This window comes from Paraburkholderia sp. C35, assembly GCF_003121405.1.
GTDB lineage: Bacteria > Pseudomonadota > Gammaproteobacteria > Burkholderiales > Burkholderiaceae > Paraburkholderia.
In genome coordinates, this window is the sequence record NZ_QBUY01000014.1 from 110,985 (window position 1) to 133,909 (window position 22,925).

Sequence of the window (22,925 nt, forward strand, 5' to 3'; positions counted from 1 at the left end):
CAGCGGTGAGGGAAGACAGTGGACGACCTCGCCGCGAGTGGCTGTGAAGGTCTTGCATTCGCGACGAGGCGCACAGCTTGCTCTGCGTTGGCCAGCCGACGGTCTCGGTCTCAATCGCTCGCGACAGATCCGCTGCATACGTGCTTGGCTGATGGAACGGCACGGAAGGTGACAGCTTTGACGATTGCGAAAACCTGAAAGGCGCACGATGAAAGAATCTGAGATCGGGGATTTGACCTGTTCTTTGGCGCGCTCGCTGAGTCTTATTGGCGACGCATGGACGTTGCTGATCGTTCGGGAACTGTTTCTCGGCACGCGCCGCTATGACGACTTTATCGCGGTAACAGGCATGGCGCCGAAGTTGCTCTCAGCAAGGCTGAAAAAGCTCGAGGCCGCGGGCTTGGTCAAGCGCGTTTTGTATATGGACAAACCGAAACGCTACGAGTATCGATTGACACGCATGGGCGTCGAGCTTCATCCCGTGATGGTGACGATAACGCAGTGGGGAAACCGTTGGCGCAAACCCCGCGGCGAGAAGACACCACCGCTTCAATTCAGACACAAAACTTGCGGTCACGTTGCCGAAGCTGCGCTGATCTGCAGCTGCTGCGGGGAGGGTTTCAACCCGCAAGAGATTGAACCGATACAGAGTACCGCGTTCCTTGCCGAGCGCGAATCGATGAAGAGCGAGTTGCACAGGAAGCGGGCGGAACCTGAATACGCAGACACTTCCGATGTTAACGGAGAGGGATAGCCGGACTAACGTGCGCAAAATATTTGACCTAAGGTCTGGTTAGCATCACCGAGTCTGCATCACGGTGCGAAACGCGCGCTGTGCAGCCTCCGGTTTCTAGCAGTAGTCGTTGAGTCTGCACAGACCCGATCATCGCGTTTAAAAAGGGTGGCTACACCCGATATCACACGGGAGATATCGGATGCGACTCTTATCAATTGGCGAGACAGCAACGCAGCTGGGCGTTGCAGTAGGCACGCTGCGACGCTGGCATCGGCAGGGACTGTTCTTGCCTTTCTGCCGAACCATGGGTGGGCACCACCGATATCAGCATGACACGGTACGGGCTGCGGCTGGTGCGGCCCCTGCTGCAACGGGCAAGACGGTTTGTTACGCGCCGCGTAGACCTTGGTGTGCTGTTTGTGATCACAGCACAGGCTCGTAAATATCGCCTGGTCTCTGTAGTTTTCTTTTCCCCGCGTATCCGCAGGCCGAACCTACCTGAGAGAGATGCGCGGCGTGACTTTCCTACATTTAATTTCAAACGTTCTTCGAGCTCGTTCAGCTTGACGTTGACGACATCTCGCCACCGTTCGAGAGCAATCTCTTCAACCAGCGACTCGACTCGAGACCGCGGTAATCGAGCCGCGCGACAATCATCTCGGCCACGACCCGCATCTTGACCCGCTCATTGTGGCAGCGGTTGTCCTCGCTTTTGAACCAATAACGCAGGACGATGGCGTGCTGGAGATACCACGCATAACGGTTCGGTCTGATGCCGCGCCTTTGCGGATACGCGGCCAGCTCGCCAGTTCGACGGTCTCGACTTGTGCTTTCCGTCGTTCATAGGCGAAGAGAGCACGTTACAGCGATAGCGTTCCCGATTTTGCCATCCCATATGTCGTGACATCACGATGCTTTATCTCGGCGCCAGAGACGCTCCAATACCGAGACCGCAGCAACCGAAGAAACGCCGGAAAAATCGCGTGCGCGGTTTTTCGAGGAAGCTAGCGCTTAGCCGCTTGGCGCACACAGCGTCACATTTACTGACAGACCCTCAATAGCAGGACCCTCAGGATTTGTGCATTGCAACGACATACACCCCCGGGATGTACCGTTGCCGCTTCAGCAGCACATCACCTCCTCGATTGTTCAAATCCTTTATTCGCTACAAACCGCTGAAAATCATCCGATCTACTCTGACGTATGCATTTGCTTAAAAAAACAGATGCAATCATCGTTTGACACTCCCAAGTGCTTCACCTATATTACTTCCCATAGGGAAGTGACTAGCTGTGCCGAAGAGGCGCGGCTGATTCCAACGCTTTTGCAGCGATTGCAGAGATTGAGTTTCACAACTCGTCGCGGCTCGAGGCCATTGCGATAGATCAGTAACTGACGCTGACCGGAGGAGCCATGACGGATAAGAAGAGTTCGACAAAGCGCACGCTTTGCTCAAGTTGTGACATCTACTGCCAGGTAGAGACGGAGGTGCCTGAAAGCGGACTCGTTAAGGACGTTCGTGTAAAAGCGCTAGATACCCGGCCACTACGTGCGAACATTTGTATGAAGGGCGTTCATGCGCCGGAGGGATTTAGTCATCCTGATCGAGTCATTCATCCGCTGAAGAGAAAAGGGGAGCGTGGCTCCGGACTTTGGGAGAAGATCAGCTGGTCGCAGGCGATGGACGAGATCGCAGAAAAGCTGAAGACGGTGGTCCAAGAGTTCGGTCCCGAAGCGCTCGCGGTATCCACCTCGCAGTGGAATACCCAAACCGACAACGGCTCGGGACGACGATTCATGAATCTGCTGGGTTCGCCGAACTGGATCAGCGGCGTTGCTCTTTGCGCTGGGAATACATCAGCAATTAACCGCATGGTTTATGGCTGGTATCCCTACCCGGACTACCCGAATACGAAATGCGTTGTCCTCTTTGGTCATAATCCGAAGCAGCATTCATGGACGCCAATCTATAACGCAATCCGGCGTGCTCAGGAGAGGGGCGCCAAGCTCATTGTCCTTGATCCGCGCCGCAGCGAGAGTGCGGAGCGCGCGGATCTGTGGCTTCCGCTTCGGCCTGGCACAGATGCGGCCATGTGTATGGGATGGCTCAAAGTCATTTTCGACGAAGGGCTTTATGACAAAGATTTCGTCGAAAAATGGACTGTTGGATTCGACGAATTCCGTCGGCGCGTCGATGAGTTTCCGCTCAGCCGTGTAGCAGAAATTACTGGCGTTGACGCGGAGCTTATTGCGCAAGCGGCGCGGATGTATGCGACATCAGGGCCGGCAGTAATTCCGTGGACACCTATCACCGACCAACAGCGCAACTCAACATCAGCTATTCGCCTGATGTGCAGCCTTCGAGCCGTCTGTGGCTATGTAGATGTTCCCGGCGGTGAGATGCTGCATGGGTTCCATCCCGACATCATCCACGAAAGCGAACTGGAGTTTCACGAGGCGCTCGCGGATGAGCAACGAAAGAAGCAACTCGGTTCCGTCGATCATCCGGCCTTTACATATAGAGGAATGGAAAAGCTCCGGGAGCCGGCAAAACGCGTTTGGGGCTATGAATGGCCGAATATCATCTCGGGCAACTACATGGCGACCCCAAGCGCGGTGTTCCGCGCGATGGCGGATGGTGCTCCTTACCCGGTAAAGGCGTTCATTACGATTGGCAACAACACCTTGCTTAGCTTCGCGAACATGCAGCTCATCGAGCGGGCGATGCGTGCTCAAGATCTGGTAGTGGCTGTGGAACATTTCCGGACGCCGACGGCACAGCTGGCAGACTACATTCTTCCGGGAGATGCCTGGCTTGAGCGCAATTGCATTTCAGACTCATTTGGCTGGACGGCAATTTACCGACCCTCTCAAAAAACCGTAGAGCCCCCCGGTGAATGCAAGTCAGTTTTCGACTTCTGGCGAGACCTGGCTGTCCGGATGGGATTCGGTGCGCACTTTCCGTGGAAGACAAACGAGGAAGTGCTTGAAAAGAGGGTCTCTCGGCTGGGCATGGACTTTGAGACTTTTGCAGAGAAGCATCCGTATCATATGCCGGAGCTCACGCACCGAAAATACGATCGGACTGGATTTGCCACGCCGTCTGGGAAGGTGGAGTTGTATTCCAGCGTACTTGAAGGCCTCGGATTTGACCCACTCCCATATTGGCGAGGGGACCCTCCGAGGACGTCCGAATGGCCTTTGACGATGTTCACTGGCGTGCGTGAAGACGAATTCTTTCAGACTGGGCATCGTCACATCAAATCCTTGCGCCGTCGTTCGCCAGACCCTCACATGTTTTTATGCAAAGAAGATGCAGAACGGCTCGGCCTGCAACAAGGCGATTGGGCATCGGTAACCACACCACACGGTTCGATAGAGCTTCGAACGACGATCCGAGATGACATGCCAGTTGGCGTTGTGCGTGTCCCTCATGGCTGGTGGTTGCCTGAGCATCCAGAAGGCGACGGTACGCTAAGCGGAGCGCTGATTCACGCAGACGCTCTCCTATTACCCGATGATGAAGATTATCTGGATCGAGAACAGGGCATTCCGCACTTCAAGGGACTTCCCTGCAGAGTTTCCGCATTGAGTTCGAATCACTAATATCTCTCACCTCACGAAGGCTTCAGGATGAACTATTCAAGCATCGACCTTTCGGTAAAGGCAGGCATTGCGACCATCACCTTTACTCGCCCCGAATCGTACAACTCGATGGACTTCGTGATGGCGAAGGAGTTGTTCGATTGCGCCATCCGTCTGACGACAGATGACCAGGTTCGGGCCATCGTTCTTACGGGTCAAGGTGAGCATGCATTCTGCGCGGGGGGCGACGTTAGCGCATTTGCAGCAGATCCAGACAGCGCTCAACCTTTGCTTCGGGAAATGACTGGATATCTTCATTCGGCCATTTCTCGCCTTGCGTGGGGAGATGCACCGGTTCTGGCTGCAGTGAACGGCGTAGCGGCAGGTGCGGGTCTGAGTTTTGTAGGGGCTTGTGATCTGGCGTTTGCCTCCGAAAAAGCAACGTTCGTCAGTGCATACACCAGTATCGGGCTTACTCCAGATGCCAGCTCCACATTCTATCTTCCCAGAATTATCGGCATGCGCAGAACGATGGAACTTGCCATCACCGGTCGAGTCCTTTCAGCCCAGGAAGCCTTGGACTGGGGATTGGTGAACCGCGTTACGCCCGCAGATGAGGTGCTCAAGGTTACCTACGCCATGGCCGAGAAGCTCGCGGCCGGTCCGACGAAGGCCTATGGTGGCGTCAAGCGACTGCTGCTGCAGAGTTTCAATGAACCCCTTGAGTCCCAGCTTGAACGGGAGTCGAGAGAGATCAGTGCAGCCGCTGATCGCGTGGACGGTCGGGAAGGTATCCGAGCGTTCACCGAAAAACGTCGTCCGTCATTTAAAGGAAGCTAGTCGGACACCGCATCGTCAAGTGCGACCTCAGTCGAAACGCGCCGCACCGCTCGGGTCATCGCATTCAGGGGCGTTTGTAAAAGGCTCCCTGTTCAATGGAGAAATTCGCTTTGCCGCTCATTGACCTCACCCTGCCGAAGGGGGCGTTCTCGCGCTCGCAACTTCAAGCGCTCGAAAAGGAGCTCCTTGACATCGTTCTGCGATGGGAGCGCGCTGATAGCACCGCCCACGCGAAAGAAATCTCTTGGATCTATGCGCATGAAGTTGAGGTGATGCATGCGTTAGTGGGTGACTCAGTCCCCGGTAAGCCTCATTACCGCGTCGACGTGGCCGTGCCGGCTGGAACGATGGATGAACATCATCGCGCTGGCTTGATCTACGAGACCACAAGAGCGGTGTTAACTGCGGACGGCTCCCCGTTTACAGACGCCGATGCGATGCGGGTTTGGGTGATTTTGCGTGAAGTTGACGAAGGATCATGGGGCATGGGCGGTCGAGCACTTGGATGCAAGGACATCATGCGTTACGCAGTCAAGGCAACGCTTCCTGTCCTGACCGAAAACCTGAAACCTGTGCCCAGGGAGAAGCCAGCAAAATCTGCTTAACCGCCTGGTCCGACGATAGTTGAAGGTCTTGCCGCAAGCAGAGCACCGGCCGAACGCGGGAGGCGGACCCGCGGCACGCTGCTGACAGCATATTTCCATTGCATTCAAGAGGAGAATCAAGATGAAAACACGCATTACCGAGCTGTTCGGAATCCAACACCCTATCATTCAGGGCGGGATGCACTTTGTGGGCTTTGCCGAACTGGCATCGGCTGTATCCAACGCGGGTGGACTCGGAATTATCACTGGGTTGACTCAAAAGACCCCTGAGGCGTTGGCCAAGGAAATCGCGAAGTGCCACGAGATGACGGACAAGCCGTTCGGCGTCAATCTGACCTTTCTCCCCACATTCACCTCACCTCCGTACGCAGAGTACATCCAGGCAGTCTCCGAAGGCGGAGTCCGTATTGTTGAAACTGCAGGCCGTAGCCCGGACGCTTACATGCCGGCGCTTAAAGAGGCTGGAATCACAGTGATTCACAAGTGTACTTCCGTCCGGCATGCGCTAAAGGCGGAAAAAATTGGTTGCGATGCAGTCAGCGTCGACGGGTTCGAATGTGGCGGCCATCCCGGCGAAGACGACATGCCTAACATGATTCTCTTGCCGCGTGCGCAAGAAGAACTCTCGATCCCGTTCGTTGCTTCTGGTGGCATGGCCGATGGTCGCAGCCTTGTCGCGGCGCTTTCACTGGGCGCTGACGGTATCAACATGGGCACCCGTTTCATTGCAACTCGCGAGGCACCTGTGCACCAGAACGTAAAGGACGCCATTCTGCAAGCAACCGAGCTGGATACCCGGCTGGTCATGAGGCCGTTGCGCAATACGGAGCGCGTTCTCAACAATGCTGGCGTTGATCGAATGCTCGAGATTGAGCGTGAGAAAGGGGCGGAGCTGAAAATCGATGACGTCTTCGAATATGTCGCGCGCGTATATCCCCGTGTCATGATCGATGGAGAAATGGATGCCGGCGCCTGGAGTTGCGGTATGGTCGTCGGTTTGATCAATGACATCCCGACGGTGAAGGAATTGATTGACCGGACTATGGCGACAGCAGAAGGCATTATCCAGACTCGGCTTGGAAAGATGTTGGCCCACTAGTAAGCGTCGCCTACATGTTCAGGAGAGTGACGGCTTTGGGCTGCTGAGACAAACGCAGGAGACGGCAGTGAAAATCAATGTATTGGCAAGCCGCGAAACAGCGGCACCCGATATCGCGCCAGAGGGAACTTGCCACGCACTGTGGTGCGCCGTTATCCGCGCGACGAGCAACAGATCCACTACAAGGAGCGCGAGCCACCCGCGAGGAAGGTTGCCGCTTCAGGGACCTGCTCGTGAGTGCTTCGCTGCGCGATCGCCGGGTGCCAGCCTTCATCTCAAGAGGCACCTTGTGGTGTCGCGCGCCGTAACACCCAAGCACTAGGACCACGGGTTAGCTGTTGACGCTGCCTATGCGCGGCAGACGCAAGTGTCCATCAAGCTCGAGCGGCCAGCATGGTGCTGGCACTCGAGCTGTACAACGGTTAATACCAGCACCGATCCTCGCGCCGTCAAAGCGGCGCAGGTGCTTCCACGCGAGATCCGTAAAGCACCGCAATAATTAAAACGTTACCCATTCGACCGTAGGCGCAGCATCGTAAAAAGTTTTGGTGTTTTTTGAAATGGAGAATTAACAATGCTCAACCTTGCGGTCCTACTTGAAGACTCTGCGAGAGAAGAACCTAATCGTGACGCGGTCGTGTGCGGATCAGAGAGACTTTCGTATGCGGCGGTCAATGCAGCGGCAAATCAGGTCGCGAATCTGCTTGTCCAAAGTGGTATTAAACCTGGAGACAGGGTGGCTATCGCGTGTCCGAACCTTCCGTACTTTCCCATCGTCTATTATGGGATTCTCAAAGCGGGAGGCGTCGTCGTTCCCCTCAATGTTTTGTTGAAGTCAAAAGAGATTGCGTATTACTTGGAAGACTCGCAAGCAAAGGCATTTTTTTGCTTTGAAGGTTCTGACCAGCTTCCCGTGGGCAAGGAGGGGTGGGGCGCATTTCAGGCGACGCAAGGATGTGAATCGTTCTTTGTTATGACGGCTGATGCGTCTGCCGCGTCCCCAATTGAGGAAGCTACAGCGCTCGGAACTGCGCTGGTGAATCAATTACAAATGTTCGACACGGTTTCGACTTCCCCAGATGATACGGCGGTAATCATCTACACAAGCGGAACAACAGGACAGCCAAAGGGTGCCGAATTGACGCACTCGAGCATGCTGCTTAACGCGCGGCTTTACGACCATCTCTTCGAGCGGCACACCCACGACGTTCACCTGATTACGCTGCCGTTGTTCCACTCGTTTGCTCAGACCGCGCAAATGAACACGGGTTTCTATTCCCGCGCGACGCTCATCTTGCTTCCCCGATTCTCGGCGTCTGACGCGCTTGATTTGATGCTGCAGGAGCGTGTCACGTATTTCGCGGGGGTGCCCACCATGTACTGGGAACTGGTGAATGCAGCCAACTCGCGTTCTGATCTCGGCGCGATACGTGATTCATTGCGTGTTGCTACATCTGGCGGCGCGCCGATACCACTTAAGGTGCTGCTCGATTTCACGGATAAGTTCGATGTGAAAATCGTAGAAGGATATGGGTTGTCTGAGACGTGCCCGTTTGTCGCGTTCAATCGACACGATCGGCCAATCAGGCCGGGCTCGATTGGATTACCAGTATGGGGAGTTCAGGTACGCATCGTCGACGAGGTCGACAAAGATGTGGCTCCAGGCGATCCGGGCGAGCTGATAGTAAGAGGGCACAATGTGATGAAGGGATACTTCAGACGCCCGGACGAGACAGCCCGTGCGCTTCGCGGCGGCTGGCTAAGGACTGGGGACATCGCGCGTCAGGATAGCGAGGGCTATCTGTACATCGTTGACCGTCTCAAAGACCTTGTTATTCGAGGTGGTTTCAACGTTTACCCTCGAGAGATCGAGGAAATGCTCGTGACACATCCTCAGGTGAGTCTCGCTGCCGTTCTCGGCATTCCGGACGAAAAGTATGGCGAGGAGATTAAGGCATTTGTGATTCGCAAGCCCGGGAGCACCATTACGGAAGACGAACTCCTGACATGGTGCAAAGAAAACATGGGAGCCTACAAATATCCGCGAATCATCGAGTTCTGCAACGAATTTCCACTCGGGCCAACAGGCAAGATTCTGAAACGCGAGCTGCTAAATCGTGAGTTAAACCGACATTGACTCGTTTCTGGAGCTCCGCGTCGCTACCACCGAGCGGATTGCAGCGCTTCCCCGGAGTGTAGAACAGAAGCGTCGCGGAGCTCGCACCATGAATGCGCGTCAACACGAGACCACATCAAGGTCTCGTGTCTGGGAGCGTAAGAAACTTAGTCCTCGAATACGAAGACTGGTTTCGCACCGTGAGCCGGGGCTTCAGCGGCAACCACAGCTTCTGCAAACTGGTCGATCCGATAGGGAACGCCCTCGGGAATCGTGATATCGCCCGCGCTGACGAGCTTGAGCGTCTTGCCGACGAGAGCCTGAATCTCGGCTGGCGTCGCCGATCGGATCCAGCTAAGCAACCAGAATCCGCGAACCGTCTTTGTCTGGTAGATGAGCGATTTCGCCGACAGAGGCATCACGAGTTTCTGAGGTTCGGTTTGGCGATGCGTTGAGAGCGCTCCGTAGACAAGGAGTTCGCCCGTCGGCGCAAGCGCGCGAGACACTTCGGCGCCCAGCTCTCCAGCCACGCAATCGAGCGCCTTCGATACGCCGTTCTCGCCAGCGATCTCCTTGATGCGTGCTGACACATCTTCATCTTCCGTGCAGATCACCGCATCTGCACCGAGCGCCAGGAGATCGTCGACGGCGGCCCGACGGCGCACGATGTTGATCGTCTTGAAGCCCAGGGCCTTGCCTAACTGGATGACCATCTTGCCGACGGTAGATCCTGCTGCTGTCTGAACGAGCCATTCACCCGGCGCCACCTTGACTTCCTGCGTCAGAAGTACGGCAGTCACAGGGTTCACCAACAGCTGGGCCGCAGACGACAAGCTCATGCCCTTGGGGACAGGTAGAAGTTTGGTTTTGTCAGCAACCAGATATTCTTGCCATGTTCCAGGGATGCCGATGGTAATAACGTCTTGTCCGACAGTAAGACCATCGACACCTTCGCCGAGGGCGTCGATGGTGCCGACCGATTCGAGCCCAACGATCGCGGGAAGTGGAGCGGTGTAGCCATAGCGATCGCGTAGAACGCTAAGGTCGCTCGCGTGGATCGGCGTCACTTTGACGCGAACACGGACCTGACCAGGGCCCGGTTCAGGCAACGGCCGTTCCTCGATTCGCAGGACGTCCTTCGGTTCGCCGAACGAGTGCGCTAGAAGCACTTTCATGGTCTTCATCTACATCTCCTTGTGAGAGTCCGCGTCCAATCGGAGCAGATTTTCGATAGTAAACGTTAATCAGATTAAATAAACAGTGTGTGCACAACACAATTGCATTTTTTGGAAAGCATTCCCTGTGTCGATTCGGTTCGTACGGTGAAACTGTGAGCGAGCATCAGTCTCACACGCCTCTCGCCTGAGAACTTCGATTGGATAGAAGCGGGCCCTTGAGCGAGTATTACTCGGGCGCCAAGTCCTCAATCGATCGCAAAAAACTTTGCAGCCAGCCACACTATTTCAGCCAACTTCGCTTCGCTGCCTGGTGATGGCCTGTCAGCGGTGCCTAAGCGCCAACCGTTCGCAACGTTGTGGCGCTGATCAACTAGCTTTCTGCCTACAACAGTCTCGATAACCGACATGCCCTAGTGCAATATTATCATAGTGTGCAAACGACACATTTGCAAATATAGCCTGTGTAGGCGCTGGCACTTCGTGCGGTGACATAGACGCTATGGAGCGTTCTTGATGGCACGATGGGGGAAGAGGCCACGACCAATTCGAAAAAATCGGGAACGGTATGAGTTCGTCCAGGACTCGTCTGGCGCGCGGTGTGAATTAGAGATCCCTCTCGATCTACTTTATATGCGGACGTATCGATAGCCGGCGTAGTTGAATTGATGAAAGGCTTGGGTCACTGCGGGCCCAAATACTTCCCACGTGCGAGTCTGATTGTGCAAGTTGTTATCGTCAGTGGCAGTTGCCGAGTTGCCGAGTTGCCGAGTTGCCGAGTAGGCGAGTAGGCGAGACGCTGACATGCCGCAAAAAAAAGCACGGCCGAAGCCGTGCATGCGAGATCGGGTGACAGGTTCCGGAGGCACCTCTTTTCGCAAAAGCTCTTTGCGACGCACAAGTCACATCCGTAGTGCGCACACGTCGAATCTGGATCGTACTAAATTTCGGCAGCTTCGCCGAGTGCGCGAAGTATCAATTCAGTCTTTCAGCGAGGCTACCAATCTGATGCGTGGTTATCGCGAATAATGGAAGCCGTGATATCCGACAACATGGTCAACATCGAGATCTTCGATGGAAAGCTAGACGCGAGGCTTAGCAGCTTTTATGAAGTTGGCCAGCGTATTACACGGTTGCTGGATAAGCGGGGTGGGAGGACTAAGGCGCACAAGAAAAGGTTTCCTCCCGGTATTAGGAGCTGAGATTTTTCATATTGGGCAAGCGCTGCAGATGCTGGCGCTGTATGTGGCCCAAGGAGCTAATTTGATGTCGCGCGAAATTGTCATTTGTCATCCTGTCCGAACGGCTATTGGGGCGTTTAACGGTTCACTGAAAGATGTGCCTGCAACGGATCTCGGTGCAGCCGCTGTGCGGGAGACGCTTCGTCGAGGGGGTGTCGACGTTTCGCAACTTGCGTCCGTGACGATGGGTAATGTGATTCAGGCGGGAAACGGTATGAACCCCGCGCGGCAGGCAGCGGTGAACGCTGGTGTGCCAGTCGAAGTTCCTGCGATGACAGTCAATCGAGTATGCGGTTCTGGTGCGCAGGCAATTGTGAGCGCGGCGCAAGAGATCATGCTCGGTTACGGCAACCTGGCTGTTGCGGGCGGTATGGAAAGCATGGAACGCGCGCCCTATATGCTGGAAGGGGGACGATTTGGCAATCGCATGGGAAATGCTCAGGTCATTGATAGTCTGCTGCGCGACGGTCTTGATGATGCTTTCTCTGGTAAGCATTCAGGCTGGCACACTGAAGATCTGGCGACTGAACTGTCGATTTCGCGGGATATGCAGGATAGTTGGGCCGCACGCTCTCAGCAACTCTTTGCTCGCGCTCAAAATGCAGGTCGTTTCGACGCAGAGATTGTTCCGCTAACTCTTGAAGGCCGGAAAGGGTCTATCACGTTTAACCGCGACGAGCACCCGCGCCCAGAAACAACGGTAGAAACACTATCTAGGATCAAGCCCGCATTCCGTCCAGACGGAAGCATTACTGCCGGTAACTCACCTGGCGTTAATAGTGCCGCTGCAGCCATGATTATTGCCGAATGGGCCTACGCCGAGCGACGCGACATCGAGCCGGTCGCGCGTCTGGTCAGCTTCGGTATTGGCGCTGTCGAACCGGGCATGTTTGGTCTTGGCCCGGTACCCGCTGTTCAGATGGCGTTGCAGCGAGCGCGTTGGACGCTTGATCAGGTGGAACGCTATGAAATTAACGAAGCGTTTTCGGTTGTGCCACTGGCAGTCGCACAACAACTGGGCCTTCCCGTTGATGTTATCAATGTCGAAGGCGGTGCAATTGCACATGGGCATCCGATTGGAGCGACGGGCGCTATTCTGACCACGCGACTGATTCACTCCATGCGCCGCGATGGCGTCAGGCGTGGAGTCGTAACGATGTGTATTGGCGGGGGGCAGGGAATTGCCCTGGCACTCGAAGCTCTATAACTCGGTGTCCCGGCAAAGCGCCGAGATGCCTGATTCCGATCCGAAAACGTCGTAGCGCTGGTGGTTTCGACGTTTTCTACAGTCGGCCAGCAGATTTTCGGCGGATAGCCGATTTAGGGAAAGCGGGGCGCTGGGATGCTCCGCTCAAATCGATGGCAAACAGAGCAGTTTTCGAACAAGGTTCAACATTGAGTCCCTGACCTTCGGAGCGACTAATCGCTGGGAAGTCTGCAAGGAGAATTTGTGGCGGTAGCGTGACCTGTAAGCATCGGGATGCGAGAAAGTCGGCAACAAGAGGAAGAGACTCATGGTTTTTCCTGATGTGTTTAGAGCGGCGGTTGGCAGCTGATATAGCGAACGAACAATATCGCCAGGTTCAATGAAATACTCCGTGCACTCGATTCAACGACTGCAAAGAATATTTCCGAGAACGCAGGTTACCAACCTGTTATCTTTGACATCATAGTCCAAAATGGATAAGTGTCAAAGAATACAAACAAAAATTGACAATATTAAGTCTTGGAATCAATCAATATGTGTATTAGCACATATTGATTGATGCGGTCAGATCTTGATATACCTATTGTTTTGCCAAGGCACGAATTCTTGAGATGCGTCGCCGGTAAGAGTGTTATGCAATGCAGTCATTTCTCCGGAAGAGGAAAGTGTGCATAATTGGACGCTGGCTGGTTCGCTCCAGCACGATCGTTGACATGCCCCACAAAAGGACACAGGACGCTGGGGTATCGCAGGTTATTAGCGGTCGTCAGCAGCCTTGATCGCTTTGCAGTCTATGGCGGGACAGGCGATAGGCCCGCGCATATTTGCGTTTGACGCTCCGAGCGCGGAATTCGATTATCTGATAGACCGCACGAATGTATGTTTGACGAAAACCTGTACTTCAATTCTGCATCGTTGTCACGCCTGATGGAACGTGAGTGGGCTGCTGCGTACGCCGATCTTGATTTGACGCCGCCTCAGGCCGTCGCTCTGCAGGCTGTGCTCGAATCACCCGGGTTCACCCCTAGCAAGCTGGCCAAGGTGTTAGTCGTCGGAAGACCTTCGGCGTCTCGACTGGTGGACGGATTGTGCAAGAAGCATCTCGTCAAACGGGAATACCGGCTGGAGGACAGACGGGAGTGTCTGCTGATCCCCACGAAAGCCGGGTTGGCATTGAAGGCGGGGTTAGTCCAGGCCAACAAGCGTGCGATGCGCAACATCTCTGAAAAGATCGGCGGAGATCTCTTTCATGCTGTCTCCGGGTGCATGCTCGACATCCGCAGAGTTCTCTGACGAAAGGATCTGCCACGCGCTTTCGCGTGGCAATGGGCGAGACAACCTGAAACTTGCGTCTCGCTTCCCGATATTGCAAGTGAGTAAATGCCGGCTGGAATGATCCGCGCGCCATCGACGCGTGACCGGCAAGTGACTTCGCCACTCCTCGGGCTTGCCACATGCCGTGTCTTCAGTTTTTCATCGATAACGGCGTTTGGATCATGGGCGCAGTTCTTCCCCAATCAGTTCTTGAAAGGAGGAGCAAGATTCGGACATGGGTGCGGGACTTGCTCGACGCCAACGATTGTCAGCTTTCATCATGCTCCAGCGCGGTTTGCAACTTCGTCAGCAGCGTGATTAGCTGCCCCACTTCTTCATTGCTGAAATCTTTCAGCCATCCCTTCCAGCAATTGGCCATCTCCGGTGCCATCTTGCGGTAGTGCTCTCTGCCTTTTCGTGTGAGCTTCAGTCGGACCAGCCGACGATCTTTCCCTGAACGATCGCGTTCGACAAGCTCCTTCTTTTCCAGGCCATCAATCAGTCCCGTGGTAGCGCCGGTTCCGATATTGAACTCACGGGCAAGGTCGCCAGCGTATTCGACAACTTCATCCGCGATGAGCTTTAGGGCCATCCACTCTTCAAAGGACTGGTCCATCGAAAAGCGCAATTGCATCCGCTTTTCGACCAGACGCGAGGTCCTTCGCAAAAGCAGACTTGGCCAACGTTCTCCGAGCGGGATGTCGCTATCGGGTGTTGTCACGAGCGTAACTCCTTGTAGTGCAGTTGTTCTGAAGATATCAATGCCCGCTCATCGACGAGGAGCGGGCACGAGCGCTCCGAGAAGCCGGTTTACATTCTACTCTAATTAAAGTATCTTGTTTTTGAGCTAATCAAAATTGAGCGGTATCCAATGCAAAGAATGTTGACCGTCCCGTTTGACGGCGCTGCGGCGAGAGACTTGTACGATGGCTGTTATTGTCGCGTTGCCCGGTGCAATCGCGATTGCTCGGCGCTGGAGGCGGCGAGCGTTGCGGACGGGCGGGTCTCGATGCGGCAAGGGGTGCCGCAATGATTTCTCGACGTTTAGGCAAGAAAATACTTGCGTTATGCGCGACAGCCGCGCTTGGATCGGCGTGTACTGTGGGCCCGGATTTTCAGAGGCCGCAGACTTCAGCATCGGCTGGCTATTCGCTCTCAGCGCCGAGGACTGACGCGGCTCCTGCTGTCACCTTCGGCTCTGACGTGGCAAACAACTGGTATCAGCTCTTTCGGTCTGATGCATTAAACGGGTTGGTGAGGCAGGCACTTGAGGCTAACCCGGACCTTGAGGCCGCTCGCCACGGGCTGGTTGCTGCGCAGCGGGAACTCCAGGCTGTGTCGGGAACAGCACTGCCGCAGATTGATGCGACCGGCAATATCGGTCGCCAACATATCAATGGTAGTTTTTTGCTGGAGCCGGTGAATGGTCTTGATGCCACGGGAAACCGCTTTGCATTGGGGCCATCCATGGCCTACGACCTGGACGTGTTTGGCGGGATACGACGTTCTATTGAAGCCCAAGGTGCCGCTGCTTCGAATGTGCGCGACCAAACGCTCAATACGTACATTACGTTAGTCGATCAGGTTGTAGAAGCTGCTTTTAACTTTGCTTCCACTGAAGCGCAAATCAAGACGACTGAGGATCTGATTGCAGATCTGCGCGATCAATATAACCTGACTCAAACGCTTGAGAATGCGGGCAAGATTACGCGTAGCGATACCTATCAGGCTAAAACCCAGCTCGCCAACACAGAAGCTACGCTGCCGGGGTTAGAGCAACAGCGCGACGTGTATCGCAATGCGCTGGCGCAGTTGTGCGGACGCACGCCTGACGAGTTCGTCATGCCGGCGGTATCGCTTCGGGATTTTGCAATTCCCAGACAGGTACCAGTGTCCGTGCCTTCGGACCTGGTTCGACATCGCCCAGATATCCTTGCCGCAGAAGACCTTTTACACGAGGCGAGTGCCCGGATTGGCGTAGCTACAGCGGCGCGCTTGCCGTCGTTCAGCATTTCTGGCCAGTACGCGCAGCAGACGACGTTCGCTGGAGAGTTTTTCAAAGCTGCGGGCGGTGTCTGGTCGTTCGGCCCGCAGATGGCAGCGCCCATTTTCCAGGGCGGAACGCTCGCTGCACGCCAGAAGGAAGCACGAGAGCAGTATTTGCAAGCTGCTTCGACCTATCGCAGCACAGTCCTCGCAGCGTTTGTTGAGGTCGCGAACACTTTGCGTGCACTCGAGCACGATGGTGACAGCTATCTTGCTCACAATCGCGCGCTGGAGGCCGCTCGTCAAAATCGCGATCTTGCGAATGCGCAATATCGAGCAGGGCGCTACACCGAGCTTCAGGTATTGACGGCCGAGCAACAGTATCAGGACGCTGTTCTGTCCCAGGTGCATGCCGACGCACAGCGCTTCACTGATATTGCAGGCCTGTTTCATGCGCTTGGCGGCGGATGGTGGAACGCTTCCGAGGACCCAAGCTTGCAGCCCGTTGCTTCCACACAATCCGTGCCCATTGCTCCTCGCAAAGCAGTGGTTCGCTAGGAAATTTCCATGAGTGAACAAGACAATTCTCGGCAGCATGGTTCCGGGCAATCTCCGCTCGGCCAGAATCAGAGTCAATCAAAGCAAGATCTGCCTCAGCAACAACCAGCGGATGCTACAGACAAGACTCAGCCCCGCAAGCGCGGACGTGCTGGGAACGTCCTGATGATAGGCGCGCTTCTTGTAATCGCCGGCGTAGGTTTCTACTATTTCGTTTTTGAACGCAACCGGGTCAACACGGACGACGCGTATGTCAACGGCAATATGGTCCGATTGACGCCTCAGACTTCAGGGACTGTGGTCGCAATCAACACTGACCAGACGCAATTCGTGCAGCGTGGTCAGGTTCTCGCACAGCTTGATCCTCACGATAATGAGTTTGCGCTCGAGCAGGCTGAGGCAAACCTCGGGCAGACCGTGCGCGAAGTTGCGCAGCTCTTCACTGAAGAGACGCGGGATTCGGCCGCGGTCGTGTCGGCGCAGACGCAGCTTACGCAGGCGACGCAGGATCTCGAGCGAGACCGCGCGGTATTCGCCGTCCACGGGGTCTCGCAAGAGACGATTGAGCACGACGAACATGCTGTTCGCAGTTCACGGGCAACACTTGACCAGGCCCGGGCAACCTTAGCCAGTGCTCGTGCGGCGATTGTTGGTGCGAGTCCCGATACGCATCCGCGCGTGCTTCAGGCCGAAGCCGGCCTGCGAACAGCCTGGCTGGCTGCCGCGCGAACGAAAATTGTTGCTCCAGTGTCGGGATATGTCGTTCGACGTTCTGTGCAACTCGGCCAGCAGGTCTCGCCATCCACTGAGCTGCTTGCCATTGTCCCAGTTGATGCTGTGTGGATCGATGCGAACTTCAAGGAAAATCAGCTCCGCGATTTGCGTATTGGCCAGCCGGTGAACGTGGAAGCTGATATCTACGGCTCTCATGTCACATATCACGGCAAAGTCCTTGGTTTGAACGCAGGGACAGGCAGCGCGCTCGCCGTTCTGCCTGCGCAAAACGCGTCGGGGAACTGGATCAAGATTGTCCAGCGCCTACCAGTACGCATTGGCTTAGACCCACAAGAGCTTTCGCATCATCCTCTATTCGTTGGACTTTCGACCACAGTAGACGTCAACACGTCCAACCTCGATGGCTCGTCGCTGTCCGAGAAGCCCGTGTGGTCTGCGGCGTTAGATACAGGCGCGTACGGTGACCAGATGTCAGGTGCCGAGGACGAGATCAGGAAAATCGTCGCGACGAATCTGGGTAATGCGCCGGCTGTGGTCTCGTCTGCGGATGTTAACCGGAGAGTGCGGTGAAACAGCCCGGACAGGAGACGAATCCCTGGCTGGTTGCGTTGGTAGTCGCGTTGGCGGCATTCATGGAGATCATGGACATCTCTATCGCAAACGTCTCGCTACCTCACATTGCTGGTGACCTTTCGTCGAGTCAGAACGAGTCTACCTGGGTACTGACGAGCTACCTTGTCACGAATGCAATCGTCATGCCAATCTCGGGGTGGCTTTCAAATACGTTCGGGAGAAAGCGGTTTTTTCTCGTGTGCATTGCGAGCTTTACCGTAGCGTCGCTCCTTTGTGGGCTCGCACCTAATCTTGGGTCGCTCATTGTCCTGCGAGCGTTGCAAGGCGCTGCTGGAGGAGGGCTGCAGCCGTCTGGGCAAGCTATCCTTGCCGACACCTTCCCACCTGAGAAGCGAGGCATGGCGAGTGCTGTGTATGGCATCGCAGCCGTCGTTGGGCCGACTGTGGGTCCAACCTTGGGCGGCTGGATTACCGACGATTATTCCTGGCGCTGGATCTTTTTCATCAACGTTCCCGTGGGGATTGCCCTCGTTTTTTGCGTGATTGCGCTAATTCGTGAAAAGCCAGTCGCACGCAATGCCGTATCGACCGGAACAGTTGACTGGATCGGATTTGCTCTGGTGACGTTGAGTCTCGGCTGCCTGCAGATTGTGATGGATCGGGGGCAGGACGCCGACTGGTTCGGGTCGGATTTCATTACCGTCATGTCGCTCGTCTCAGCCGCCGCGTTTGTATTGCTGATATGGTGGGAATTGCGTCATCCAAGTCCAATGGTCGATTTGCGTCTTCTGGGAGAGCGTGACTTCGCCATTACGTTTTTTCTGATGCTGGTAGTTGGCTTCATGCTGCTCGGCAGTACTTTCCTTATACCAGCGTACGCTCAGAACATGATGGGCTATCGGGCAATCGATGCAGGGATGGTCCTCACCCCGGGGGGGATACTTATCATTCTGCTGATGCCGATGATCGGTCGCGTCGTTGGCAAGGTTGACGTCAGGGTACTTATCGGAATTGGTCTGCTGATTGGCAGGGTGAGTCTGTTGTGGACGACGAATTTCTATCTGGATATTTCCTACCGCTACCTGGTATTTGCTCGGATGGGCCAGAGTCTGTCGCTGGCATTCCTGTTTGTACCACTCACCGCATTGGCATTTCGCGGGATACCACCGGCCAGGATTAACAATGCGTCGGCCCTGATCAACCTTGCACGGAATTTCGGCGGAAGTATTGGCATCTCCTTCTGCTCGACACTATTGACCCGTCGTGAGCAATTCCATCAGAGTCGTCTGGTCGAGTACGCGCATCATCTGAATCCGGCCTATCCGGACTACGCGCAGCAGATTGGAAGCGCGTTGGGTGTGTCCTCTAACGCTTCTACGACCATGGCGTACGTCTACCAGAACATCATTGACCAGGCGACGCTGCTGTCTTATCTGGACAACTTCAAGGTGCTAGGCATCGTATATCTGTGTCTCCTTCCGCTGCTGTTGCTTGTGTCGCCCAACGAAACGCGGACGGCTGCGGTGGGGCACTGAACGCGACCATGCAAGTTCAGGTCAAGAAGCTCACTAACGGAATTGATTCAACCGGCTTATGGTCGATGGATTGTTTTCCTGTGATTAACGCGTAATACATCAACTCAAAGTGGAGAGCAGTATGAATATCCTGATTTTTGGCGCTACGGGAATGATCGGGCAAAGAGTCGTCGCGGAAGCAGCTCGTCGAGGCCATGCAGTGACAGCTGTCTCACGACGCCCTTCGAAGGCGCAGGTCGTTGGGTCGGAGGTGCGCGAGGTGACTGGCGACGCGAGTGATCCGGCAACGGTGGCGAAGCTGATCGTCGGTCAGGACGTAGTCGTTGACGCCACGAGTTCACGCGATCGTCCGGAGGCAGTCTACGTTATCGCTTCGACGCTAATCGCTGCAGTAGAGGCTGCCAAACCCACAGCACCTCGACTGGCCATGGTCGGCGGTGCTGGCGGTCTGGAAGCGGCGCCGGGCGTGCGGGTTGTCGACTTGCCGATGTTTCCCGTAGAGCGAAAGGCGCTTGCGCTGGCCCTGATTGATGTGTATGGCATTTACAGTTCGTCCAAAGTGAACTGGACTTACTTTGCACCGCCGGCAATGATTGAGCCCGGCGAGAGAACTGGAAACTATCGTACAGGACGCGACCAGCTGCTGATGAACGATGCTGGAAAAAGCACGATCTCAGCAGAGGATTTTGCAGTAGCTGTGCTCGACGAGCTAGAGAATCCTCAGTTTCTGCGCAGTCGAATGACGGCGGGTTACTAACACTCGATAGAGTGACGGGGCTCTTACACGGATTTAACAAAGCGTCTAGAGCTGCGCAGGCAATGCGTGCCGAGTTCTGTCACGTTGAGGTGAGAGCGGAGAACGTAGGCAAGCGACGTCGCACAGACGTTGCTTTCTCACGAGCCTGGTTCAAAAGAGAAAATCGGTAGCCAATCTGCCTAATTGCTACCTTGCTGTCGGCAAGGAGCGAATGTCGACCAATACGAGGGCGATACAGTTGCATCAGCATTCGTTGATCAAACAACGAGCACGGATGTACGCGTTAGCTCGGGAAGTTCACCGTGGGCGTTACACGCACCTGCTGACCTGAGTGGTGTCTGCAACAAATCGATTGCGCGTTCTAACGATGTGTTGCCCCTGATGCGCTTTGCATGACGTGTTGCATCCCAGCATCGAACTTGCTCGTTTTGACAGTTGTTACTAAATGTTTCTGGTACATTACGCGCGCTTATAGAACTACTAGTAGCGCAAAAAATAATGAACAAAACAACTTGTCGGCTGGCACACAGCCGGACTCGGGGAATGCTGGTCGCTGTCGAGAGAACTGCAACTGGCAAGCAGAATAGTGCTGACGCAAACGCCGCTGTTGTTATGCGTCGACACGGTGTGGGAGTTGCGCGACGTAGTGCCGGGACGGGCGTGGAATCGTGCGTCTTATTTATTCGAGATGCATGTGACGAACGAGTAACGACGTTATCGCTCGTAGCACGCGCAATAGCGTCTCGATAATTTCGCCGCCATGAAGAATAACAATCCAGGCCGTCCCACACGGCTCGGCAGGCGCGCGCACGTCCGAAGGAGCAAGTGGTTTTTCTTTGGGCTCGGACGCCATCAGTTCCCGCTTCTTTGCGGGGCGCTCTTTGTCGCTTCTTCAGCGCACATCGCCCATGCACAGGTAGCCGATCCGCTTGGCGAACAGGAACAGCGACGCCGTGCGCAGGAACAGGCGATCGAGCGCGAGCGCACCTTTCAAGCACCCAAGGTCGAACTTCAGCCTGCCGTGCATGCCGAGATCGACGACGGCAAGCTGCCCGTCGAAATACCCTGCTTCAAGATTGACGAATTGACGCTCGAAGTTCCGCCTGGTTTGAGCGACACCGTTGAAGCAGCAGGCGCACGCGCGCTATCACCCAACCCTCTTTTCCTTGGCGAGCTAACGTTTGCACGGGACTATCTGCAGCGCTATGTCGGACAGTGCGTCGGACGCGAGGGGCTTAACCTAATCGTACATCGTGTGATGGCACGCATCATCGACAAGGGGTACTCGACCACGCGCGTCGTCATCGGACAGCAGGATCTGTCGACAGGCAAGCTGAAGCTTCAGCTAATTCCCGGTGTGATCAGCGACATCCGTTTTGCCGATCCCTCGACGTATGGCACATGGCGCAATGCCTTTCCAGCGCGAGCAGGCGACCTGCTGAATCTGCGCAATCTTGAGCAAGGGCTCGAGCAGATGAAGCGCGTGCCGAATCAGGACGTCGACATGCAGATCGTGCCTGGACCTTCGGCGGGCGAAAGCGACGTGGTCATCACAGTCAAGCGTCAGAAACTGTGGTCGCTGGCAGTGAGCGCGGACGACAGCGGGCTGAAGTCGACAGGCCAGCTACAGGGTAGCGTAAGCCTGACAGTCGACAATCCCCTCGGCCTGTCTGATCTGCTCAACGTCGGCTACAGCTACGACATCAACGGTCATGAGAGCCGATACGGCACGCACGGCAGCAACGCTTATTACTCGATTCCGTGGGGCAACTGGACGTTCACCGCGACTGCGAGCCAGTACAACTATCACCAGCAGATCGCCGGGGCGTTTAGCACGCTGGTGTCGAGCGGCAAGTCTGAAACGTTCGACGTGAAGACGGAATACCAGTTCTATCGCAACCAGGTGCAGAAGAACTCGCTCGAATTCCGCTTCGGCAAGCGCTTCAGTGAAGCTTTCATCGATGGCTCGGAAATCGACGTCCAGCATCGCGACAACAGCTACGTGGAAATCGGCTGGGAACACAAGCACTACTTTGGCGCCGCGCAGTTAGACAGCACGATTGCCTATCGATGGGGCGTGTCGTGGTTCGGCGCGCAACCGGATCTGCCAGGTGTGAGCGGCGGAGCGCCCACGTCCTATTACCAGATGGAAACGCTCGACACGACCTTGAGCGTGCCGTTCACAATCGCTGGCGTTGCGCTCCGCTACACGGCGACGGTGCGTGCGCAGAACACGCCCAACGTGCTGTAGCAGCCAAAGTTGTGGCGCTGGCGCCTTGGGTGCGGCAACGGCTAGTCTATTGACCAATCTCTTTAGCGATACCGATCCGAACGAGACGGAACAGCAGAAGCAGGCCAAGGAAAACCTGGTCGACACGCTGGTCGCAGGCATTGCCACTGTGGGAGGTTCATCGAACACGGCGACGACGGTAAACGCGGCGCAGGCAGAGGTCGAAAACAACTGGCTGGCCACGCAGCAGATTGTGCAAGCCCAGAAGGACTTGATCGCCTGTAACGGCAACGCACTTTGCCAGTTGAAAACGGCCGGCAAGTGGGCGGGCGTTAGCCTTAAGCAGGATGCGTTGACGACGACCGGCGTGGCAAAAGGTCTTGCATCGGCAGGGCTGACTGATCTGCAAGGACTTGCGCAGTTCCTGTCTGACCCAATAACGGGTCTGAACGGTCTTGCGGCACTCATTTCTGATCCTCAGGTTCGGGAAGCGCTTGGCGCGCAAATTGTGTCGTCGCTTCAAACCCAGATAAGCCAGATGCAAACTGCTTTGACGGTTGGAGGTGATGCGAACGCGGAACTCTTGGGCAAGGACTTGGGCAATCTGATTTATCAGGTCGCCAGCGCAGGGAC

Annotated in this window: 17 protein-coding genes and 1 pseudogene; 15 read left to right on the plus strand and 3 right to left on the minus strand. The window is 55.5% G+C overall.

Going from position 1 to position 22,925, the window contains the following annotated elements; genetic code table 11:
• The first annotated feature begins 208 nt into the window (after window positions 1-208).
• From DK391_RS12075 to DK391_RS12105, 7 genes are all read left to right on the plus strand, one after another.
• Window positions 209-754 carry a helix-turn-helix domain-containing protein gene (locus DK391_RS12075; protein WP_109478229.1) on the plus strand — a complete coding sequence of 182 codons (546 nt, stop codon included), beginning with the start codon at window positions 209-211 and terminating at the stop codon, window positions 752-754.
• 181 nt (window positions 755-935) lie between these two features.
• Entirely contained in the window at window positions 936-1,178 is a 243-nt protein-coding gene (locus DK391_RS12080; RefSeq protein ID WP_109478230.1) for a MerR family transcriptional regulator, read from the plus strand.
• 971 nt (window positions 1,179-2,149) lie between these two features.
• Complete coding sequence (locus DK391_RS12085; protein ID WP_109478231.1) at window positions 2,150-4,342, plus strand: molybdopterin-dependent oxidoreductase; 2,193 nt, start codon at window positions 2,150-2,152, stop codon at window positions 4,340-4,342.
• Between the two features lie 27 nt (window positions 4,343-4,369).
• Window positions 4,370-5,161 carry an enoyl-CoA hydratase-related protein gene (locus DK391_RS12090; RefSeq protein WP_109478232.1) on the plus strand — a complete coding sequence of 264 codons (792 nt, stop codon included), beginning with the start codon at window positions 4,370-4,372 and terminating at the stop codon, window positions 5,159-5,161.
• A gap of 95 nt (window positions 5,162-5,256) precedes the next feature.
• The gene (locus DK391_RS12095) at window positions 5,257-5,766 is read left to right on the plus strand and encodes a tautomerase family protein (RefSeq protein ID WP_109478233.1); all 510 of its coding nucleotides are present in this window, start codon (window positions 5,257-5,259) and stop codon (window positions 5,764-5,766) included.
• A gap of 121 nt (window positions 5,767-5,887) precedes the next feature.
• The gene (locus DK391_RS12100) at window positions 5,888-6,865 is read left to right on the plus strand and encodes a nitronate monooxygenase family protein (RefSeq protein ID WP_109478234.1); all 978 of its coding nucleotides are present in this window, start codon (window positions 5,888-5,890) and stop codon (window positions 6,863-6,865) included.
• 574 nt (window positions 6,866-7,439) lie between these two features.
• Window positions 7,440-9,002 (plus strand): long-chain fatty acid--CoA ligase, encoded by a 1,563-nt coding sequence (locus DK391_RS12105; RefSeq protein ID WP_109478235.1) that lies wholly within the window; start codon window positions 7,440-7,442, stop codon window positions 9,000-9,002.
• Between the two features lie 146 nt (window positions 9,003-9,148).
• On the opposite strand, the gene DK391_RS12110 is transcribed toward DK391_RS12105, so the two are convergent.
• On the minus strand, window positions 9,149-10,165 hold the full coding sequence (locus DK391_RS12110; RefSeq protein WP_109478236.1) for a zinc-dependent alcohol dehydrogenase family protein: 1,017 nt from the start codon (window positions 10,163-10,165) through the stop codon (window positions 9,149-9,151).
• Window positions 10,166-11,419: 1,254 nt separating this feature from the next.
• Here DK391_RS12110 and DK391_RS12115 point away from each other — a divergent pair.
• The gene (locus DK391_RS12115; protein ID WP_204117350.1) at window positions 11,420-12,604 is read left to right on the plus strand and encodes a thiolase family protein; all 1,185 of its coding nucleotides are present in this window, start codon (window positions 11,420-11,422) and stop codon (window positions 12,602-12,604) included.
• An 879-nt stretch (window positions 12,605-13,483) separates the two neighbouring features.
• Entirely contained in the window at window positions 13,484-13,897 is a 414-nt protein-coding gene (locus DK391_RS12120) for a MarR family transcriptional regulator (protein WP_109478237.1), read from the plus strand.
• 289 nt (window positions 13,898-14,186) lie between these two features.
• On the opposite strand, the gene DK391_RS12125 is transcribed toward DK391_RS12120, so the two are convergent.
• Entirely contained in the window at window positions 14,187-14,639 is a 453-nt protein-coding gene (locus tag DK391_RS12125) for a MarR family transcriptional regulator (protein ID WP_162600801.1), read from the minus strand.
• Window positions 14,640-14,947: 308 nt separating this feature from the next.
• Here DK391_RS12125 and DK391_RS12130 point away from each other — a divergent pair, with 308 nt between their 5' ends.
• From DK391_RS12130 to DK391_RS12145, 4 genes are all read left to right on the plus strand, one after another.
• Window positions 14,948-16,462 carry an efflux transporter outer membrane subunit gene (locus DK391_RS12130; protein WP_109478239.1) on the plus strand — a complete coding sequence of 505 codons (1,515 nt, stop codon included), beginning with the start codon at window positions 14,948-14,950 and terminating at the stop codon, window positions 16,460-16,462.
• Window positions 16,463-16,471: 9 nt separating this feature from the next.
• Complete coding sequence (locus DK391_RS12135) at window positions 16,472-17,767, plus strand: HlyD family efflux transporter periplasmic adaptor subunit (RefSeq protein ID WP_109478240.1); 1,296 nt, start codon at window positions 16,472-16,474, stop codon at window positions 17,765-17,767.
• Window positions 17,764-19,305 (plus strand): DHA2 family efflux MFS transporter permease subunit, encoded by a 1,542-nt coding sequence (locus DK391_RS12140; RefSeq protein ID WP_204117348.1) that lies wholly within the window; start codon window positions 17,764-17,766, stop codon window positions 19,303-19,305. The genes DK391_RS12135 and DK391_RS12140 overlap by 4 nt, the downstream gene beginning before the upstream one ends.
• A 121-nt stretch (window positions 19,306-19,426) precedes the next feature.
• The gene (locus DK391_RS12145) at window positions 19,427-20,062 is read left to right on the plus strand and encodes an NAD(P)H-binding protein (protein ID WP_109478241.1); all 636 of its coding nucleotides are present in this window, start codon (window positions 19,427-19,429) and stop codon (window positions 20,060-20,062) included.
• An 892-nt stretch (window positions 20,063-20,954) separates the two neighbouring features.
• Here the strand turns inward: DK391_RS12145 and DK391_RS45590 are convergent.
• A complete protein-coding gene (locus DK391_RS45590) occupies window positions 20,955-21,089 on the minus strand; it encodes a hypothetical protein (protein WP_275426817.1) in 135 nt (44 codons plus the stop codon).
• Between DK391_RS45590 and DK391_RS12150 the strand changes: the two genes are divergently transcribed.
• Together DK391_RS12150 and DK391_RS12155 are read left to right on the plus strand one after the other, a co-directional pair.
• A complete protein-coding gene (locus DK391_RS12150; RefSeq protein WP_239482797.1) occupies window positions 21,084-22,313 on the plus strand; it encodes a ShlB/FhaC/HecB family hemolysin secretion/activation protein in 1,230 nt (409 codons plus the stop codon). The two genes, DK391_RS45590 and DK391_RS12150, sit on opposite strands and share 6 nt — an antisense overlap.
• Window positions 22,314-22,362: 49 nt before the next feature.
• Window positions 22,363-22,925, plus strand: a pseudogene (locus DK391_RS12155) (hemagglutinin-related protein); the annotation flags it as partial.

What these genes read in the sequence shown, in the direction of transcription:
- DK391_RS12110 (WP_109478236.1), bottom strand. Translation starts at nt 10,165, where the DNA reads ATGAAGACCATGAAAGTGCTTCTAGCGCACTCGTTCGGCGAACCGAAG.
- DK391_RS12090 (WP_109478232.1), top strand. Translation starts at nt 4,370, where the DNA reads ATGAACTATTCAAGCATCGACCTTTCGGTAAAGGCAGGCATTGCGACC.
- DK391_RS12100 (WP_109478234.1), top strand. Translation starts at nt 5,888, where the DNA reads ATGAAAACACGCATTACCGAGCTGTTCGGAATCCAACACCCTATCATT.
- DK391_RS12135 (WP_109478240.1), top strand. Translation starts at nt 16,472, where the DNA reads ATGAGTGAACAAGACAATTCTCGGCAGCATGGTTCCGGGCAATCTCCG.
- DK391_RS12080 (WP_109478230.1), top strand. Translation starts at nt 936, where the DNA reads ATGCGACTCTTATCAATTGGCGAGACAGCAACGCAGCTGGGCGTTGCA.
- DK391_RS12105 (WP_109478235.1), top strand. Translation starts at nt 7,440, where the DNA reads ATGCTCAACCTTGCGGTCCTACTTGAAGACTCTGCGAGAGAAGAACCT.
- DK391_RS45590 (WP_275426817.1), bottom strand. Translation starts at nt 21,089, where the DNA reads ATGCACGGCAGGCTGAAGTTCGACCTTGGGTGCTTGAAAGGTGCGCTC.
- DK391_RS12095 (WP_109478233.1), top strand. Translation starts at nt 5,257, where the DNA reads ATGGAGAAATTCGCTTTGCCGCTCATTGACCTCACCCTGCCGAAGGGG.
- DK391_RS12145 (WP_109478241.1), top strand. Translation starts at nt 19,427, where the DNA reads ATGAATATCCTGATTTTTGGCGCTACGGGAATGATCGGGCAAAGAGTC.
- DK391_RS12120 (WP_109478237.1), top strand. Translation starts at nt 13,484, where the DNA reads ATGTTTGACGAAAACCTGTACTTCAATTCTGCATCGTTGTCACGCCTG.
- DK391_RS12085 (WP_109478231.1), top strand. Translation starts at nt 2,150, where the DNA reads ATGACGGATAAGAAGAGTTCGACAAAGCGCACGCTTTGCTCAAGTTGT.
- DK391_RS12130 (WP_109478239.1), top strand. Translation starts at nt 14,948, where the DNA reads ATGATTTCTCGACGTTTAGGCAAGAAAATACTTGCGTTATGCGCGACA.
- DK391_RS12075 (WP_109478229.1), top strand. Translation starts at nt 209, where the DNA reads ATGAAAGAATCTGAGATCGGGGATTTGACCTGTTCTTTGGCGCGCTCG.